The following is an 18,117-nucleotide window of genomic DNA, read 5'->3' as shown; positions in this document are numbered from 1 at the left end:
ATAATATTTTTAGGGTTCAAATAATTTCCAAAGTAATTTTAACACGTAAAAGTTAGATATTCAAAGGTTTTAAACATGGATATAGTAGAATATATTCGCATCTATAAATCTTATTTTAATAAAATATTTACCATTTTTTTCTGGTATAGGCTAATTGCTTGATTTAATAGGAAAGAAAGCGGTTTCAATGATACTGGTCTTTCTTGCATGTGACTCAAATCATAAATTATTTATGAAAGAGGATTGACTTTTCTGAAAGTTAGAGTGTAAACTTAATGAAAATTAAAAATGATTTCTTATCAAGAGAGGTCGAGGGTAAGGCCCGAAGACGCCTCAGCAACCATCAATCGCTAATTAGATTGAAAAGGTGCTAATTCCTGCAAGTTTTTTGTTATAAAAACTTGAAAGATAAGAAGAGTGACTATGTAAACAATGAAAAGTCTTCTTCTTAAGAAGGCTTTTTTTATTGTTTTAAGACAAAAAGGAGTGCTGACAATGTATAAAACTGACACAATTCTTGCTCAAATTGGTAATCGCAGTGAAACAGTCACTGGAACTGTAAACCCTCCTGTTTATTTTTCTACAGCCTATCGACACGAAGGGATTGGACAGTCTACTGGTTTTGATTATATCCGAACAGGAAATCCAACAAGATCCATATCGGAAAAGGCAATTGCCGAGCTTGAAGAAGGAGATCAAGGCTATGCGTGCAGTTCAGGAATGGCTGCGATTCTTACGGTCCTCTCCATTTTCCAATCAGGCGATGAATTAATAGTTTCTAAGGATCTATATGGCGGTACATACCGTTTATTCGAACAAGGATATAAGAAATGGGGATTAAATTGTAAATATATTAAGGACTTTTCAGATGAGAGTCTGGAACAGGAAATCACAGCAAAGACAAAGGCAATTTTCATAGAAACCCCTACAAACCCATTAATGGAGCAAACAGATATTAAAGAAGTGGCTGAATTTGCTAAAAAGCATCAGCTTTTGCTAATTGTAGATAACACATTTTATACCCCTGTTTTGCAACAGCCAATTAAGCTTGGGGCAGACATTGTGATCCATAGTGCAACGAAGTATTTAGGTGGACATAATGATGTTCTAGCCGGATTAATTGTTGCAAAGGGAAAAGAGTTATGCGAATCATTAGCCATGTACCACAATGCAGCAGGCGGAGTATTAAGCCCATTTGATTCATGGCTTCTTATTCGCGGAATGAAAACTCTTTCACTTCGGATGGAACGACATGAAAAGAATGCTCAAAAGCTAGTTCATTACTTATCTGATCATGAAGCAGTAACAGATGTCCTTTACCCTGGCCGCGGAGGAATGATTTCATTTCGGATTAAGGACGAATCGTATGTGAATCCGTTTTTACAAAGTCTTTCCCTCATTTCATTTGCGGAAAGCCTTGGGGGTGCAGAGAGCTTTATCACCTACCCTGCTACCCAAACTCATGCGGATATTCCTGAACATATTCGAATTGAAACCGGAGTTTGTAATCGATTATTGCGTTTTTCCGTGGGCATCGAAAATGCTGATGATATCATTCAAGATTTAGAATTGGCTTTCGCTAAAGTTTTGGAGGGGGTTACACTATGAGTAATGAACTTAACTATAATTTTGAAACTAAGCTTTTGCATAATCATCATAAGTATGATCCAGTAACTGGTGCTGTAAGTGTGCCGATAAACCATGCCTCCACCTTTCATCAATCAGACTTTGATACATTTGGAAAGTATGATTACGGCAGAAGTCTGAATCCGACACGTGAAGCTCTTGAAACAGTTATCGCTGAGCTAGAGGAAGGAACACATGGTTTTGCATTCGCATCCGGAATGGCAGCGATCTCAACCGCTTTTCTTCTGTTATCAAAAGATGATCACGTTTTAATAACGGAGGATGTTTATGGTGGCACCTATCGTTTTGTCACCCAAGTACTAACCCGTTTTGGAATTGCTCATTCGTTTGTTGATATGACAGACCTCGCTGCAGTTCAAAAGGCTATTTTACCTAATACAAAGGTGTTTTACGTGGAAACCCCCTCTAATCCGCTCTTAAAAGTGACCGATATTAGAGCAATTGCTGACTTGGCAAAAAAACATGGGGCCTTAACATTTGTTGATAATACATTTTTAACACCAGCCTTACAAAAACCGCTTTCTTTAGGTGCAGATGTCGTTTTACATAGTGCAACGAAATTTTTATCAGGACATAGTGATGTCGTTGCGGGCCTTGCTGTCGTGAAGGATGCTGAGCTGGCTAAAAAACTAGGATTCTTACAAAATTCCTTTGGTGCTATCTTGGGTGTTCAAGATGCTTGGCTAGTTTTAAGAGGGATTAAAACTTTGCATGTCAGACTAGAGCAATCAATGATTTCAGCACGAAAAATTGCTTCATTTTTAAAAGAGCATCCTGCTATTAAACAAGTATACTACCCAGGATTTAAAGAACATCCACAATATCAAATCCAAGCAAATCAAGCAAATGGGCCAGGAGCTGTTCTGTCATTTGAGCTTGAAAATGAACAGGCAGTTAGAGAGTTTGTTTCTAAGGTGAAAATCCCTGTTTTCGCAGTTAGTTTAGGAGCTGTAGAGTCAATCCTCTCCTACCCGGCTAAAATGTCCCATGCTGCCATGCCTGAGGCTGAACGTGAATATAGAGGAATTAAAAGCGGTCTGCTAAGACTTTCAGTAGGATTAGAAAATCCAGATGATCTTATAAAAGATATCACTTTAGCTTTAGCTGAATCTGGTACACTCGTAGAAATCGATTAGAACTAAGGAGGATGACAATGAGCTTCCTAGAGAAATTGAAAAATGAGATCGTGATTGCTGATGGTGCGATGGGAACTCTTCTTTATTCGTATGGGGCGGATAGCTGCTTTGAGAATTTAAATCTCACCCATGCTGAACAGATCCAGCAGATCCATGAGGCGTATATCCATGCTGGAGCAGATTTGATTCAAACAAATTCATATGCAGCCAATTATTTGAAGCTACAAAGGTACGGGCTTGAGGATAGTGTAAAAGAACTTAATACCTTTGCAGTCAGAAATGCGCGAAAAGCAGCGAAAAAGGATACTTATATAGCTGGAACGATTGGCGGAATTAGAGGAATTAAGCCCAATATGGTCGCTCTTGAGGAAATAAAAAGGAGTTTTAGAGAGCAGCTCTATTGCCTTCTGCTTGAAGGTGTAGATAGTATATTACTTGAAACTTATTATGACCTTGAAGAACTTGAAAATGTGCTGGCCATTGCTCGTAAAGAAACAGATTTACCTATCATTGCCCAGGTTTCACTTCATGAGGCTGGTATTTTGCAGGACCAAACTCCTGTTTCTGAAGCACTTTCAAGATTAGAATATTTAGGTGCTGATGTCGTAGGGTTAAATTGCCGGCTTGGTCCCTACCATATGCTTCTGACATTGGAAAATGTTCCGCTGCCGAAGCATGTATTTCTATCTGCCTATCCGAATGCCAGCATACCGGCCTACACAGATGGAAAATTTCATTATGAAGGAGATTCGGAATACTTTAAACAATCGGCACGTAATTTTCGAAATCAAGGTATTAGACTATTAGGAGGCTGCTGCGGGACGACCCCTGATCATATTCGGGCATTTGCTTCAGAACTAAAAGGAATGCCGCCTATTAAGGAAAAAACCATTAAAAAACGCAGTGAAATAAAAATAACTAATCCCCCTGCTGCCATTCGGGAAAATCCTCCTTTACATGATATTGTCAAGGAGAGATCTTCTATTATCGTGGAGCTTGACCCGCCTAAGAAATTAAACACTAATAAATTTTTCGAGGGTGCAAAAGCCTTGAAAGATGTTGGCATTGATGCGATTACGTTAGCGGATAATTCACTGGCTTCTCCGAGAGTATGTAATTCTGCTCTCGGCTATCGTGTAAAAAAAGAAATTGGCGTAAGGCCATTGGTGCATATTACATGCAGAGACCGAAATATCATTGGTCTGCAGTCCCATTTAATGGGGCTTCATACACTTGGTTTGCATGATGTATTAGCTGTAACAGGTGATCCGGCAAGAGTTGGAGACTTTCCTGGTGCATCCTCCGTTTATGATTTGTCATCATTTGAATTAATCGAAATGATTAAGCAGTTGAATGAAGGCTTATCGATTTTAGGAAAGGATTTAGGTGAAAAAGCTGCCTTTTCCATTGGTGCCGCCTTTAATCCTAATGTCAGAGCAGTCGATAAGGCCGTTCAGCGACTGGAGAAGAAAATTGAATTTGGTGCTGATTATTTTATTAGCCAGCCTGTCTTTTCAGAGGAAAAATTAATCGAGGTCCATCAAGCAGTAAAGCATTTAAAAAACCCGATATATATTGGCCTAATGCCATTAATCAGCCATAAAAACGCAGAATTCCTGCATAATGAAGTTCCGGGCATCAAAATATCCGATGCTATTCGGAAAATTATGGCTGATTGTAAGGATGATCCAGTTCATGCAGCGCGTGAAGGGGTCGCCATAACTAAATCTCTCATTGATGCAGCTGCAGAATTATTTAACGGAATCTATTTAATTACTCCGTTTATGCGTTATGAGTTAACTGTTGAATTATCAGCATATGCCCATGAAACAAGTGCCAAGATTGCAAGGAGGAAACAACATGCAGAAGTCACTATTAATTGAACAGCTAAAGAGTAAAATTCTCATTATGGATGGCGCTATGGGAACAATGCTACAGAATGCCAATTTAACTCCCGATGATTTCGGAGGCGAGGAATATGATGGCTGTAATGAAAATTTAAATATTACTGCCCCTTCTGTCATTAAAAAAATCCATCTGGAGTATTTAAAAGCAGGAGCAGATATTGTTGAAACAAACACATTCGGTGCAACAAGTATTGTCCTAGATGAATACGATTTAGGTCATAAAGCCTACGAAATTAATAAAAAAGCTGCCCTTCTTGCACGTAAAGCTGTCGATCAGATTTCAACCTACCAATGGCCGCGATTTGTCGCAGGTGCTATGGGCCCTACAACTAAGACACTTAGTGTAACTGGCGGAACTACTTTTGAAGCGTTGACACAATCATACGAAGAACAGGCAATCGGATTAATTGACGGTCAAGTGGATCTTCTTCTCCTTGAAACGAGTCAGGATATGCTGAATGTAAAAGCTGGTTTTATCGGCATTCAAAATGCATTTGAGAAAACAGGCAAGAAGCTTCCCCTTATTATCTCGGGAACGATTGAACCAATGGGTACCACTTTGGCCGGCCAGTCAATTGAAGCTTTCTATATTTCATTAGAACACATGAAACCGTTAGCGGTTGGCCTTAACTGTGCCACTGGTCCTGAGTTTATGCAGGACCATATCCGCTCCCTATCAGGTCTTGCTTCATCAGCAGTTAGCTGTTATCCAAACGCTGGGCTGCCTGATGAAGAAGGACAATATCATGAAACACCTGAATCACTTGCTTTGAAATTAGGCGGATTTGCGTCTGAAGGCTGGCTGAATATTGTTGGCGGCTGCTGTGGAACAACTCCGGCCCATATTAAAGCAATTGCAGATGAAATGGCGAAATATCAGCCCCGAGGCTATGAAAAAAGCACAACCCATAAAGTATCCGGAATCGAACCTTTTATCTATGATGATCCTACCCTTCGACCTATTATGGTTGGCGAAAGGACGAATGTTATTGGGTCACGAAAGTTTAAGCGATTAATTAAGGAAGGAAAATTTGAAGAGGCTGCTGAGGTTGCCAGAGCACAAATTAAGGGCGGAGCTCACGTCATCGATGTTTGTCTTGCTGATCCAGACCGTGAAGAAATTGAAGATATGAAAAACTTCATGAAAGAATTGGTCAAGAAAGTTAAAGCTCCTCTAGTGATTGATTCAACTGATGACCTTGTTATAGAGAAGGCCCTTACCTACTCACAAGGGAAAGGCATAATAAATTCAATCAATCTTGAGGATGGCGAGGATAGATTTGCCGCAATCGCTCCGCTTGTTCATAAATATGGTTCCGCTGTAGTTGTTGGGACGATCGATGAAAAAGGCATGGGGGTTACAGCTGATAAGAAGCTGGAAATTGCCAAGCGTTCCTATGATTTACTAGTAGGCAAATATGGCATCCAGCCAGAGGATATCATTTTTGACCCTCTTGTCTTCCCTGTCGGTACAGGTGATGCACAATATATTGGAAGTGCAAAAGCAACTGTTGAGGGAATTCGATTAATTAAAGAAGCAATGCCAGAGGTCCAAACAATTCTTGGAATTAGTAACGTATCCTTTGGTCTCCCTCCTGTCGGCAGAGAAATATTGAATTCTGTATTTCTTTATCATTGCACACAGGCGGGACTCGACTATGCAATCGTTAATACAGAAAAGCTTGAGAGATTTGCCTCCATCCCTAAAGAGGAAGTTCAGTTAGCTGAGAAATTATTATTTGAAACAACTGATGAAACACTTGCTGCTTTTACAGAGTTTTACCGTGATAAGAAAAAAGAACAAAAAAGCATGATGCCTGATATGACATTAGAAGAACGTCTAGCCTATTATGTCGTGGAAGGAACAAAGGAAGGTCTTATTCCTGATCTAGAAGAAGCTCTTCGCACCTACCCTGCCCCACTTGAAATTATTAATGGGCCATTAATGGATGGGATGAAGGAAGTTGGCCGTCTATTTAATGATAACCAGCTTATCGTAGCGGAAGTTCTGCAAAGTGCGGAGGTCATGAAGGCATCTGTTTCTTTCCTTGAACCTCATATGGAAAAGGATGATACAAGTGCGAATAAAGGAAAAATAGTTTTAGCAACGGTTAAGGGAGATGTCCATGATATCGGAAAGAACTTAGTCGATATCATCCTAAGTAATAATGGATTTGAAGTCGTAGATCTTGGGATTAAGGTCCCTCCTTCCGAGCTTGTAGAAACAATCAAGAAGGAAAAGCCAGATATGGTTGGCTTATCAGGATTGCTTGTGAAATCTGCACAGCAGATGGTCCTTACTGCTCATGATTTAAAGCAGGCTGGCATTGATATTCCAATACTTGTTGGCGGGGCAGCTCTGTCCCGCAAATTCACAGATACGAAAATCGCGAAGGAATATGATGGCCTTGTTCTATATGCGAAGGATGCGATGAATGGCCTTTCCATCGCCAACCAGCTGCAAGATCCAGTTGAATTTGAAAAATTAAAAAGCGAACAAGCAGAAAAGCAAGAAGCAGCTCAAAACGCTGTTCCGTTTGACAGAAGTTCAATTGCTGTCGCTACAGCTGTGAAAGTAAGGCCAGCATTAAATACAAACGCACCTGTTTTTACACCACAGGATTTAAAAAGAAAAATATTAAATTCCATTACGATTTCACATATCGAGCCTTATATAAATAAGCAAATGTTAATTGGACATCATCTGGGCTTAAAGGGTAAATTAGAAAAACTTTTAGCAGAAAGTGATGAAAAGGCTGTAAAAATGAACGAAATGGTGAACGGATTAATTGATGATTCAAAAACAAATGGGTGGATTACGCCAGCTGCTGTCTATCAATTTTTCCCTGCACAATCAGATGGAGATAAGGTTCTCATTTACAATGAGGAACAAACTGAAATTATTGAAACCTTTGAATTCCCAAGACAAGAGGTTGAACCTTATTTATGCTTAGCTGACTTCTTAAAATCTAAAGAGAGCGGACAGATGGATTATGTCGCCTTCTTTACAGTTACGGCGGGCAGAGGGATTAGGCAAGTGGCCGATCAATTAAAGGAGCAAGGAAGGTTCCTTGAATGTCATGCCCTGCAATCACTCGCATTAGAATCAGCTGAAGGGTTCGCAGAACTTGTTCACAGACAAATTCGAGACCGCTGGGGTTTTCCTGACCCAGTTGATATGACAATGAAGGATCGCTTTGCCGCTAAATACCAAGGGCAAAGGTTCTCATTTGGATACCCAGCTTGTCCTAATTTAGAAGATCAGCAAAAGCTTTTCAAATTAATCAGCCCAGAGGACATTGGAGTAAATCTGACAGAAGGCTGTATGATGGAGCCCGAAGCATCAGTATCAGCCATTGTTTTTGCTCATCCAGAGGCTAGGTATTTTAATGTTGCAAAGGCATAACCCTTTTTCATAACTAAAAGCCAAAAACGTTGAAACTTTATTCAAACGTTTTTGGCTTTTTTATTACCTCTTCTCCATTATGTTGTTGATTTTTTTACACTTACATGAATAACCCTCTCGTTTTTTGGATCAAATTCAATATGAATAAACAATCCGAATTCCTTGCCGCCTTCTCGCAGCCAAAGCTTAAATTTTTCTATAGATGAATGATCCTTGTTCTCCCTGCCGATATGCAAATAATCGACAATATCTGCTTTTGGATATTTTTTCTTTGCTGTTTTTACGGCTAATTGTCCCCACTTTGCGTACGGTGGTGCATCTGGCTGAGCATAGAAGACCTGGCTTGAACATAGCATCAGAATCGTAACAATGAAGAACATTCTTCTCAAATCAATAGTCATAATGGTTCTTTCCTTTTATCTTCAATTGCTTCTCGGATCCGTTCTTCCTCCTCCTGAACGGAAATATAGGCGCTTTGTACGGCGAAATAATGATGTAGCAGATCTTTTTCATCCTGGCATTCCATACCTTCATCCTTTAACATTTCGCTTCCCTCCTTTTTGTAATGCTTTTCTATAGAATTTGACATTAAGGTCTTGCTTATTCAAGACACTGATGAACAAGACATACTTGAATATTATTTTCTTTTCATTGCAAGCTATTATTAGGAGGTGTTGGAATGAATCACGAAAAAGAGGTTCCAGATTTTACGGAAATGGATCATCAATTGAATGAAGCTGCATATACAACAGAAACGATTGTTACGAATTCAAATTTGGATTTAAACATTTCAACAGAAGAACAGAATACAGTAGAAGTAGTAAGCAATCATTTATAGAATAAAAAAGCATTGCCGTTTTATTTGGCAATGCTTTCGTGATTTAAATCACAATTACTCTTTTGTTTTATGATTATAATCATACATAATAAGAATAAATGAAAATTGAAAAAGGTGATGAATATGGATTACAAAATTAATACCCTTTTTACTCAAATAGGCGGAGCAGAAACTATTGAGAAGCTTGTCCAAGTATTTTATCCACGTGTATATGCTGATCCCGACCTAAGCCCATTGTTTGAAGGAGATATGGAAGAAATCATGAGAAAGCAGCGGATGTTTCTATCACAATTTACCGGAGGACCCGCCCTTTATAGTCAGGAATTCGGGCCACCTGCTATGCAGCACCGCCATCTCCCCTTCGAAGTCACGCCACTGCGCGCTAAGTGCTGGCTTCGCTGTATGAAGGAAGCTTTTGAGGAAATTGGGCTTAATGAAAATCCTGCAGGTGCGGCTTTTTATGATCGACTAACACAGGTAGCAGGGATTATGGTAAACACTCCAGATTATGAATAAAATATAGTTTGCTAATGTAAGACTAAGTTTGCTTAATTTTTCTTAATAAGTTTTCTGAATGCGCAAAAATAAGAATGATAATTATTGCTGCTACTATCCATAAAAGTTCAATGGAATGGTAAAGATACGAAATAGAAAATGGTATCAGGCAAATGGCTGCAAGTCCTGCAATCGTAAAGCTTTTAGTAAAAGGGAAAAATAGTAAAAAACCAATGATAATGACCAGTGCCAGCAATGGCTCGAAAATAATGATTCCCCCGATAAAGGTTGAAATTCCTTTTCCGCCTTTAAATCGAAAAAGGATTGGTTTAATATGTCCGATTACAGCTAGGCTAAGGCCAGCCAGCATTTCCAATTCTGTAAATTGCAGATATCTTCCAATTATGATGACAATACTGCCTTTACATGCATCACCGAGAAATGTAATGACAAAAGCCTTTTTTCCATATAATCGTCCGATATTTCGTGCTCCTGGGTTTCCGGAACCTTGATTATGTACATTTCCTTTCCCAAAAAGCTTTAAAAAAATGTGAGCAGTCAGGATATTGCCGATAAAATAAGAGCCAATAAAATAAATTATTTGATTCATATGGATCTCCAGCCTTTTTTGATTGTTGGACTAGGAATCTAGCAGTCTAGTTCTGAATTATGTAAGAGATATATACTATATTATGGACAAGTATCATTGATTATTCAATAAAAATAACACCCAAAAAATGGGTGTTATTTTTTCAAGCTTAATTCCCCTTGCTGATGATACGAATTTAGATCGTATGATGATATTTTGGTTGGGGATAAGGCATATAGGGAGTTTCCAATATAAATAATCCGATTAATTTGATTCTCCCATTCCTCATATGGTGCTTGAGGATCCTGATGTGTTAATTTCGTTTGTAAGTGAAAGCCCGTTCTTAAATCAATGTTGTAAACAAATCCTCCTTGGAACTCAAATGTAGACTCATATTCACTATTTGGTTTGTTTTGATGAACGGTAATTGGAAAGGCAAAAAGATTTTTCTTTTTATCAAACAAGAGTGCTTTATGATCATGATTTAATGGTGAGTACGTACCTCTGCCTCCGATAATTTCCGTAAATTTCTCTTTCGGATTTGACATATCACTTACATCGAAAAGGGAAATTTTTACCCCATCCGTTAAAATGATTGGCTGATTACCGGGACCTTTCCCGCTTACCTTTGTATCATAACCAAAACCAATGAGATGATTTTCGTCAAATGGGTGCAGATAATTGCTGAAACCTGGTATTTTCAATTCCCCTAGAATCTTTGGATTCTTCGGGTCCTTTCCATCAATGACAAATAACGGATCCGTCTCTCTAAAGGTCACAATGTAAATGCGATCATTCATAAACCTTGCTGAATAAATTCGCTCTCCCCTTGCAAGATCCTCAAGTTCACCTACCTGCTTTAGATTTTCATCCAATATATAAAGATTATTCGCTGAAGGCCGCTTGTCATCCCAAACATAGCCCTTTGTCGTGGCAATGCGAAAATACCCAGCATATTCATCCATGGAAAACTGGTTTAATACCGTTCCCGGAACTTCACTCGAGCTATGAAATTCCACCTTCATGCCATCCACGTTAAATTTATAAACAGTTGTATCTGGCTGTTCAGATTTACCGTCTATATGTGGAAACCAATAATAGTTGCTGACCGCTATATAGAGATTATTTTTTGACATATAAAGATTATTGCCGCTGCCTAAATAGGTGGATACGGAAATTTTTTCAGTTGGTTTATCTAGATCAATTACAGCAATATTTGTGAAATTTGTTTCGCTCGATCCAGGAAAATACTGAATATGATCGAAATCAACTGGCTGCAAGCCTGGTTTCTCTAATGAATCGGAATACTTAGGGCGTATATCAATTTCTGGATTGTCTTTCAAGATCCAAACATCTGGATATTTATTAGCAATAAGATAGACTTTTCCATTCATAAGCCTAGATGAAAGCAGTGAGCCTTCCATTTCGAATTCTCTTATTTTTTTCGGTGTCTGTTTATTTTCAATATTGTATATAATGGCTTTCGTTGTTTCGTGTACAGGAGCAATGGCAATTTTGGCTATTTCTTTCTGTGTCGGGTACGGCATCTTCCCGTAGCTATTTCCTAAAATAATTAACTGATCCTCGTATATAAAAAGCTGGTAAGGAGAAAAAGAATGGTCAAATGATAGCACAGACTCTAATGTCATCTTATCGGAAGGAGCTGCTTTAATGATTTGGACCTTTTCGTCCACGACCTGATAAATATGCGAACCATCTGTTTTAACCGTATCTGCTTCATCGATTCCCTGAACCTGAACATTCGTTTCAGAATAATTAGACCCGCTTTTATCAGCTGCCGCACTTTCCTGTGAAGACTCCTTCACGCTAATTGAAAAACCTGTTTTATGTTTCTTCTCTTCTTCCTTTACACGATTTAATAATAATTCATTTAAGGCAGTTTTTGATTTAACTGAAGGAAGAGTGTCTTTTACTTCGAAGGATTGGCTCTTCCCAGAAAGCAGTTTTTTTCCGAGGGCAGATTTTATATCTGAGCTCAGATGCAAAGTATAATATTTTGCCTCTAATGAATATCCGCCATCAGGAGGTTCTACAATAACAGAGTTTCCCTCCTTACTGACATTCACTTTCACTTTTTGGTTTTGTCCCTTTTCATCTATCACATAAACCGTTTTTTCATTTACACTTTTTGGATCTAGTTTAGCGGAAAAGTTAAATTTCCAAATCTTATTCTGCAGGACAATGGTCTTATCATTTCTTGTATCCATCCCACTGACAACCTTTAATTGTGTAATGAGGAAAAATGAAAACATCACTGTTATAACTGTAAAAATTCCGCCTATAGTGAACCATTTTTTCTTCATTGCTGTCCCCCCTTTATAGCTTTTGACGAAATAGGATTCCCTTTAGTTACAATCACTTCCTTTTCATCCATAGATTTACTTCAAAATTAATAATAAAAAATATCCGCTCGATTTGAGCGGATATTTGATCTTTCTCATTATTCACCAGTCTTGTGTTCTTTCTAGCAATTTATCAATTTCAATTCGTCTGATTATATAGCTGAAATCACCTTCATCTGCCATTTCTTCGGTAGCATCTAACAGTTTATCAATATCGGCATTAATTAAAATCATAATCAGAACTCCTCTAAATATTATTTAATAGGTATTTGGATGTTTATTTTTATAAGAGCATTCGACATTATGAGAGATATTATGGGGGTATTTGTAGGAAAAAAAAAATTTTTTTTAATTTACCCGAAAAAGACTGGATGAAACCTACTTATTAAAATGTTATAAAATAGACTTTATTCAAGTCACAAATAAAAATAATCATTAATATACTGTAAAGTAAATTCACTGCTTAGTTCTTCATCAAATGATCAATAGAAGGTGTTCACATATGAGGCCTGAAGTAAATTCGTATGAGTTTGCAAAGGTTTTACAGTCAGCCCTAAAAAAAGGACAGAATGAAAATCACTTGACCTTACATGATTTACTAAGTGAAATCGCAAGACAACTAGAACCAATTATTAAAAAATAAGAAAAAGACATTAATAAAAACAAAAGAAATCGATCTTTTCTGACGATTTCTTTTGTTTTTGCCTGTAACTATTTTCGCTTGTTTAAAAAATATAAAAACCAGACGGCATGATTTTGTTCATCTGAAGCGGCTCGTTTGAATGCATTTTTAATATTTACATCTGTTATCTCATCAGACACACCTAGATAGAAGTCTACCGTTTCCTGTTCATCTACAAAGGCAAACTCAATCCCTTCTTTGTAAGTGTTTGGGCATTGTTCCACGATTTGAGGTTGTGGCTGCCTGCCTGTCAGATTTACATATAGTTGTGTAAATTGCTGTAAATGTCTAATTTCATCTTCTCGAATTTCAAGGATTTGCTTCCTTTCTATTTCGGTTGTCGCCAAATTAGCTATTTTCTGATAGCATTGGACAGCACTATATTCTCCATTAATGGCTTTAGTTAAATCCCTGAGCAATTTATCTGTTTGTCTGTACATATTTTTGTAATCGTAATAAGGATACAAACGAATACCTCCTTAGTTTTTTTCCTTATATACTATGAGATTCATTTTGGAAGTGATTATTAATAATGCTGATGTCATATCAGGATCTAGTCATTTCCGCCAAAGCAAATGCAAAAAAATACGCCTCTGATTTGCCAGAAGCGTATTTGAGAAAATATTTAAGAAACTTTTTTATGTGTGATGAGCAGCGTATTGTCTTTTCTAATAATCAATCGAGGCGCAGTTGATACTAAAAGGACAACGGCGATTGAGCATAATAGCCACGCTCCAATCATGGTAGCTCCATTTGCTGCAAACGAGAAGAGGAATGGCGACATGCCCTCTGGCGCATATTCTCCAAAGAAAATAACGCCTGCAATGAAGTGCCAGAAATAACGTGCCAGGCTGCCAGCAAAGATAGCAGCTATCATCCAGCCAATTGCTTTCTTTTTCGAACCGAATCTGATCTCTTTTTGAATAAAATTATAGAACAGGCCAGCAAATCCAATACAAGCAAAGGCAATAAAATACTCAATAAAGGCTTGAGTTGGAGTGGCGATCCATGCATCCCCCATTGCTATTTGCAAGACTCCCCAGAGCAAACCGGAAAGCAAGCTGACTTTTAACCCCCAGCGGAATGCAATAATAAAAATGGGAACCATTGCGATTGAAATAGAAACAGATGGTATTGGTTTAATCGAAGGCAGTAAATCTAAAACAATGGCAAAAGCTGCAAAAAATGAGCCTTCGATTAATGCGAGTAAACCCAATTTTTTCATAAAAAAATCTCCCCTTTTTTTGTACTCCGTTACCTCAAGGGGAGAATAGAAAACAACAGAAAAAACCTTCTATTCATGCCACATTCCTGCGCTAGAATTATCTAACAGGTTCGAAGGGTCAGAACAGTCTCCTGTTCACTCTCAGCGAAAAGCTCCCCTTGTGGTTACGTTTATGTAATTATGATTCCAACATCAGTATAGTATAGTTTCCAACATTTGTGAAGGATTATTAGCTTAATAGTAGTTTATATCTTTATTCTAATAAAAAAGAGCAAAATATTGCATAGATTTGTTAGCGTTTTTCAATATTACACATTAAAAACATTACGTTAAAGATCCCAATGTTAGCGTTTTTCAATAAAACACATTAAAACCATTACATAGAAGATCCCAATGTTTGCGTTTTTCAATAATAGCTTTTAAAACCAATACATAGAACCCTTCAAATTAGTGTTATTTCCAAATTTCGGCTATACCCCTAACATAGAAGTCTCGAATACATGTGTTAACCATTTTTTTCATCTTTTTACATCAAAATGGCACTAGCCCTTCTTTACTATGCTCCTTATAATAATAAGGTAACAGTAAGGAGGGAAAAAGTTGAAATTACAATTTAAAAAAGCTTCAACGATGGTACCGATTATTGTAGGTTTATTGATGATTGTGGCAGCAGTTATATGGGCTGTTCAAGCTGGAAATAAAGAAGTAGCCATCCCCTTTTCCTCTGTTGAGAAGTTAATAGCCTCACAAAATGGAGAATTGGTCACAATAAACGAGAATAAAGATGGAAAGCTGACGATTGTGACGAGTGATGGTGAATATAAGTCCCATGTACCTCCGAATAGTCAGATGATCGATAAATTAGTAGAAAACTATAATGTTCAATATACATTTTCTTCAAGCAGTCCTTTTACACCATGGATTCTTGGCGGACTAATGATTTTACTTGTAGGGCTTGGCGTTTATTTATATAAATCTGGTAAAGGCGGACTAGGTGCTGCAAACACCATGAAGGAAAGCTTATCTAAAGCAAGGCCCCTCCCTTCTATTTCTCTTGCTGATGTTGGCGGTATTCAAGGTGAAATGAAAGAGGAGATAATGCAAACACTTTCCACTCTCAAAGATTCAGACCGTTCATTAAAAATGGGCGTAAAACCGCCGAAAGGGATTTTATTATATGGACCACCTGGAACAGGTAAAACCCTGCTGGCACAAGCTATTGCGAAGGAGCTTGGAGCGACCTTCTTCTCTACAAGCGGTTCAGCCTTTAATGAAATGTTTGTTGGTGTTGGCGCATCACGTGTCCGTACATTGTTTCAAAATGCTAGAAAGCAGAAGCCAGTCGTCATTTTTGTCGATGAAGTAGATGCACTTGCAGGAAAAAGAAAACAGCATGGCGGAGAGGAAAGCGAAAAAACATTGACTGAGCTTCTTGTTCAATTAGATGGCGGTCATTCGAATGATGGAATTCTTTTCATCGCCGCAACAAACCGTAAGGATATGCTCGATGATGCATTCCTACGTCCTGGACGAATTGATTTCTCTTTTCATGTTCCACTTCCAGATACAAAAGGAAGAAAAGAGATTATTGACATTCATACGAAAAATCGTGTGTTAGCTGATGATGTCATAAACTCACTCGATGAGCTTGCAGAGAGCACTTCTGGTTTTTCAGGTGCGGACCTTCATTCTCTCTTTGAAACAGCGAGCAGACGAGCGGTAAGAAATGGCCAGGAAGTAATAGCTAAAGAAGATTTAGATTTTGCTCTTGACCGAACCATTCTAGGAAGTTCCACTAGATCTCTACAAGATCAGGATACAAAAAAGCGTGTAGCTATTCATGAAGCAGGTCACGCCCTTGTTGCTGCTATTACGAAACCAGGTTCGGTTCGTAAAGCAACGATCATTCCCCGAGGACAAGCTCTTGGTTATGTAGCCCCGATTCCGAAAGAGATGCATTTATCAACAACAAGCGACATGCTTGACCAAGTTGCTATGATCCTCGCAGGTGGTGTTGCGGAACGGACTTACCTTGGCGAACACAGCATTGGTGTGAGTGGTGACGTTCAACAAGCGAAGCAGGTCATCGAACAAATGGTTGACACTGGCTTGCTTGAAAATGGGTTTACCCTTACTTTTAATAAAGTGGAAAAAGAAGTAAAAATGCAGGAGCTTTTCCAAAAAGCATTAGAAAAATCTGAACAACTCATCAAAAATAATGGTACACAATTCGAAGTTTTAGTTCGAGCCCTTATGAAAAAAGAAACTTTAGAAGGTTCTGAGGTTCAGGAAATTGTAAATGGCGAGCATTTAAAAGATATGACTATTGTCTAATTTGCCGACTCTAAATGAGTCGGTTTTTTTTTATTATTAACAATTTCTTTCAAAGATATTTATCATATAGATAAGGATTTGTCGAATATTGATGCTTTATGAAGAAAAATTATTATGGCAAAAAATTTGATAATTAAAGGATTAACTGTGCCATTCGTTTAATTTAAAGATAAACACAAAACTAAGGCTAGAGGAATGGTTCTTTTGAAGGATTTTATTGCAGAGCTTCTTTTTCATTTTTTTATCATGATGATTATCCCACTCGTGAATATCATTTTTTCGCGTCAATGCAGGAATAATAAAATTAATTTTATCTTTTTTCTTACTATTTGTCTTTCACTTTTAATATCATCGCTTTTTCCGGTGCGAATTACGGATGGACTAGAGTTTGATTTAAAATTCATCCCAATTTTTATAGCCTTCTTTTATATCGGGCCAAGAACTGGCCTCATGGCAATTGGCATCCTGCTTGGATTAACCTTATTTAGCGATATGACAAAATTCCTAACGAACCTAATCAATTATTTCTTTATGACGATCTTATTTTTTATTGTTTATAAACATTACATAAGAAAAAAATTACTTTTCAAGCTATTAACTGGAATCATTTTTTATTTATTCATTTTTATAACACGTACGATATATTTGATGCAAACTGGAGCAATGGGAGATTTTCTTCACCTCATTTCGTTTTCTATCGTTTCCATTATTACAATATCTACAATCATTTATTTAATCGAAATGAATAAGCTTCAACTTTTAATGATGGAACAGTTGAAAAAAGCAGATAAATTAAATGCTATTAGCCAGCTTGCTGCATCCATTGCCCATGAAATCAGAAATCCTATGACAACGATTCGCGGTTTCTTGCAGCTAATGAAAAATGAACAAAATATTACTTCTAATCAAGGGATGTTTATTTCCCTGTCCTTAGAGGAATTAGATAGGACTAACCAAATTATCAATGATTTTCTGTCTCTTGCACGACCTATAAGCGAATTTACAGAGACGATCCCTTTATCGAATATAATGTTAGATATTTCTGACTTCATGAAACCATATGCTGTTATGTCCAATGTAAAAATGAACATTCAGTTAGAAGAAAGTTTGTATATTGCGGGAAATGTGAATGAATTTAAACAATTGTTCATTAATCTTATTAAAAACGGAATAGAGGCTATGCCTGATGGAGGAAATCTAGATATAAACGTTTATCAGCAAAATGACATTGCGTTCATTGAAATAAAGGATAATGGCGTTGGTTTTTCGACCATTCAATTAGAACAGCTCGGACAGCCTTATTATTCTACTAAAACAAAGGGAACCGGACTTGGATTAATGATTTCCTTTGATATAATTAAACGATTGAAAGGCGAATATGAAATAGAAAGTATTGAAAACGAAGGCACCATTTTTACGATCCATTTTCCACTGAAAAAATAAGAGAAAAAGGTGGAAGTCACGACAACTTTCACTGTTATCGCAGATTAACGGG

16 protein-coding genes and 2 riboswitches are annotated in these 18,117 nt (G+C 37.6%); of the genes, 9 read left to right on the top strand and 7 right to left on the bottom strand.

Annotated features, from left to right (window positions below; all coding sequences use genetic code 11):
• The first annotated feature begins 293 nt into the window (after positions 1 to 293).
• Positions 294 to 415: riboswitch (SAM riboswitch) on the top strand.
• An 80-nt stretch (positions 416 to 495) separates the two neighbouring features.
• From V7127_RS22140 to metH, 4 genes are read left to right on the top strand one after another with little or no spacing between them, the layout of a single operon-like run.
• Positions 496 to 1,608: a methionine biosynthesis PLP-dependent protein gene (locus V7127_RS22140; RefSeq protein ID WP_335489687.1), complete on the top strand. Its 1,113-nt coding sequence runs from the start codon at positions 496 to 498 to the stop codon at positions 1,606 to 1,608.
• On the top strand, positions 1,605 to 2,783 hold the full coding sequence (metC, locus tag V7127_RS22135; protein ID WP_335489684.1) for a cystathionine beta-lyase: 1,179 nt from the start codon (positions 1,605 to 1,607) through the stop codon (positions 2,781 to 2,783). The genes V7127_RS22140 and metC overlap by 4 nt, the downstream gene beginning before the upstream one ends.
• A gap of 17 nt (positions 2,784 to 2,800) precedes the next feature.
• Positions 2,801 to 4,666 carry a bifunctional homocysteine S-methyltransferase/methylenetetrahydrofolate reductase gene (locus V7127_RS22130; RefSeq protein WP_335489681.1) on the top strand — a complete coding sequence of 622 codons (1,866 nt, stop codon included), beginning with the start codon at positions 2,801 to 2,803 and terminating at the stop codon, positions 4,664 to 4,666.
• The gene (metH, locus tag V7127_RS22125) at positions 4,644 to 8,096 is read left to right on the top strand and encodes a methionine synthase (protein WP_335489678.1); all 3,453 of its coding nucleotides are present in this window, start codon (positions 4,644 to 4,646) and stop codon (positions 8,094 to 8,096) included. The genes V7127_RS22130 and metH overlap by 23 nt, the downstream gene beginning before the upstream one ends.
• Positions 8,097 to 8,173: 77 nt before the next feature.
• Here the strand turns inward: metH and V7127_RS22120 are convergent, their stop codons facing one another.
• Together V7127_RS22120 and V7127_RS22115 are read right to left on the bottom strand one after the other, a co-directional pair.
• Positions 8,174 to 8,497: a YqzG/YhdC family protein gene (locus V7127_RS22120; protein ID WP_335489675.1), complete on the bottom strand. Its 324-nt coding sequence runs from the start codon at positions 8,495 to 8,497 to the stop codon at positions 8,174 to 8,176.
• Positions 8,494 to 8,640 carry a hypothetical protein gene (locus tag V7127_RS22115; RefSeq protein ID WP_335347736.1) on the bottom strand — a complete coding sequence of 49 codons (147 nt, stop codon included), beginning with the start codon at positions 8,638 to 8,640 and terminating at the stop codon, positions 8,494 to 8,496. Before V7127_RS22115 ends, V7127_RS22120 begins: the two co-directional genes overlap by 4 nt.
• A gap of 135 nt (positions 8,641 to 8,775) precedes the next feature.
• Here V7127_RS22115 and V7127_RS22110 point away from each other — a divergent pair, with 135 nt between their 5' ends.
• Positions 8,776 to 8,934: a hypothetical protein gene (locus tag V7127_RS22110; protein WP_335347735.1), complete on the top strand. Its 159-nt coding sequence runs from the start codon at positions 8,776 to 8,778 to the stop codon at positions 8,932 to 8,934.
• Positions 8,935 to 9,057: 123 nt separating this feature from the next.
• Positions 9,058 to 9,450: a globin gene (locus V7127_RS22105; RefSeq protein WP_335355381.1), complete on the top strand. Its 393-nt coding sequence runs from the start codon at positions 9,058 to 9,060 to the stop codon at positions 9,448 to 9,450.
• A 22-nt stretch (positions 9,451 to 9,472) separates the two neighbouring features.
• On the opposite strand, the gene V7127_RS22100 is transcribed toward V7127_RS22105, so the two are convergent.
• The 3 genes from V7127_RS22100 to V7127_RS22090 form a co-directional block, all read right to left on the bottom strand.
• Entirely contained in the window at positions 9,473 to 10,039 is a 567-nt protein-coding gene (locus V7127_RS22100; RefSeq protein WP_335489672.1) for a glycerol-3-phosphate acyltransferase, read from the bottom strand.
• Between the two features lie 134 nt (positions 10,040 to 10,173).
• Positions 10,174 to 12,342, bottom strand: coding sequence for a beta-propeller domain-containing protein (locus V7127_RS22095; protein ID WP_335345202.1), 2,169 nt, complete (start codon positions 12,340 to 12,342; stop codon positions 10,174 to 10,176).
• Positions 12,343 to 12,483: 141 nt separating this feature from the next.
• On the bottom strand, positions 12,484 to 12,615 hold the full coding sequence (locus V7127_RS22090) for a hypothetical protein (RefSeq protein WP_335346696.1): 132 nt from the start codon (positions 12,613 to 12,615) through the stop codon (positions 12,484 to 12,486).
• A 268-nt stretch (positions 12,616 to 12,883) separates the two neighbouring features.
• On the opposite strand from V7127_RS22090, the gene V7127_RS22085 reads away from it, so the two are divergent.
• Positions 12,884 to 13,024, top strand: a complete 141-nt coding sequence (locus tag V7127_RS22085) for a hypothetical protein (RefSeq protein ID WP_335346695.1) — start codon at positions 12,884 to 12,886, stop codon at positions 13,022 to 13,024.
• 68 nt (positions 13,025 to 13,092) lie between these two features.
• Here V7127_RS22085 and V7127_RS22080 read toward each other — a convergent pair whose 3' ends face one another.
• Together V7127_RS22080 and thiT are read right to left on the bottom strand one after the other, a co-directional pair.
• Positions 13,093 to 13,503 carry a ferritin-like domain-containing protein gene (locus V7127_RS22080; RefSeq protein WP_335346697.1) on the bottom strand — a complete coding sequence of 137 codons (411 nt, stop codon included), beginning with the start codon at positions 13,501 to 13,503 and terminating at the stop codon, positions 13,093 to 13,095.
• 185 nt (positions 13,504 to 13,688) lie between these two features.
• Positions 13,689 to 14,288 carry an energy-coupled thiamine transporter ThiT gene (thiT, locus tag V7127_RS22075; RefSeq protein ID WP_335346694.1) on the bottom strand — a complete coding sequence of 200 codons (600 nt, stop codon included), beginning with the start codon at positions 14,286 to 14,288 and terminating at the stop codon, positions 13,689 to 13,691.
• Positions 14,289 to 14,354: 66 nt separating this feature from the next.
• Positions 14,355 to 14,457: riboswitch (TPP riboswitch) on the bottom strand.
• 431 nt (positions 14,458 to 14,888) lie between these two features.
• Here thiT and V7127_RS22070 point away from each other — a divergent pair.
• Both V7127_RS22070 and V7127_RS22065 read left to right on the top strand, forming a co-directional pair.
• Positions 14,889 to 16,622, top strand: coding sequence for an AAA family ATPase (locus tag V7127_RS22070; RefSeq protein ID WP_335489667.1), 1,734 nt, complete (start codon positions 14,889 to 14,891; stop codon positions 16,620 to 16,622).
• A 246-nt stretch (positions 16,623 to 16,868) separates the two neighbouring features.
• Positions 16,869 to 18,065, top strand: coding sequence for a HAMP domain-containing sensor histidine kinase (locus tag V7127_RS22065; RefSeq protein WP_335489664.1), 1,197 nt, complete (start codon positions 16,869 to 16,871; stop codon positions 18,063 to 18,065).
• Positions 18,066 to 18,117: the final 52 nt, after the last annotated feature.

It is taken from the genome of Bacillus sp. JJ1773, assembly GCF_036962035.1.
Classification (GTDB): domain Bacteria; phylum Bacillota; class Bacilli; order Bacillales; family Cytobacillaceae; genus Cytobacillus.
Note: the sequence above shows the minus strand (reverse complement) of the source record. Positions and strands in the feature narration are given on the sequence as shown.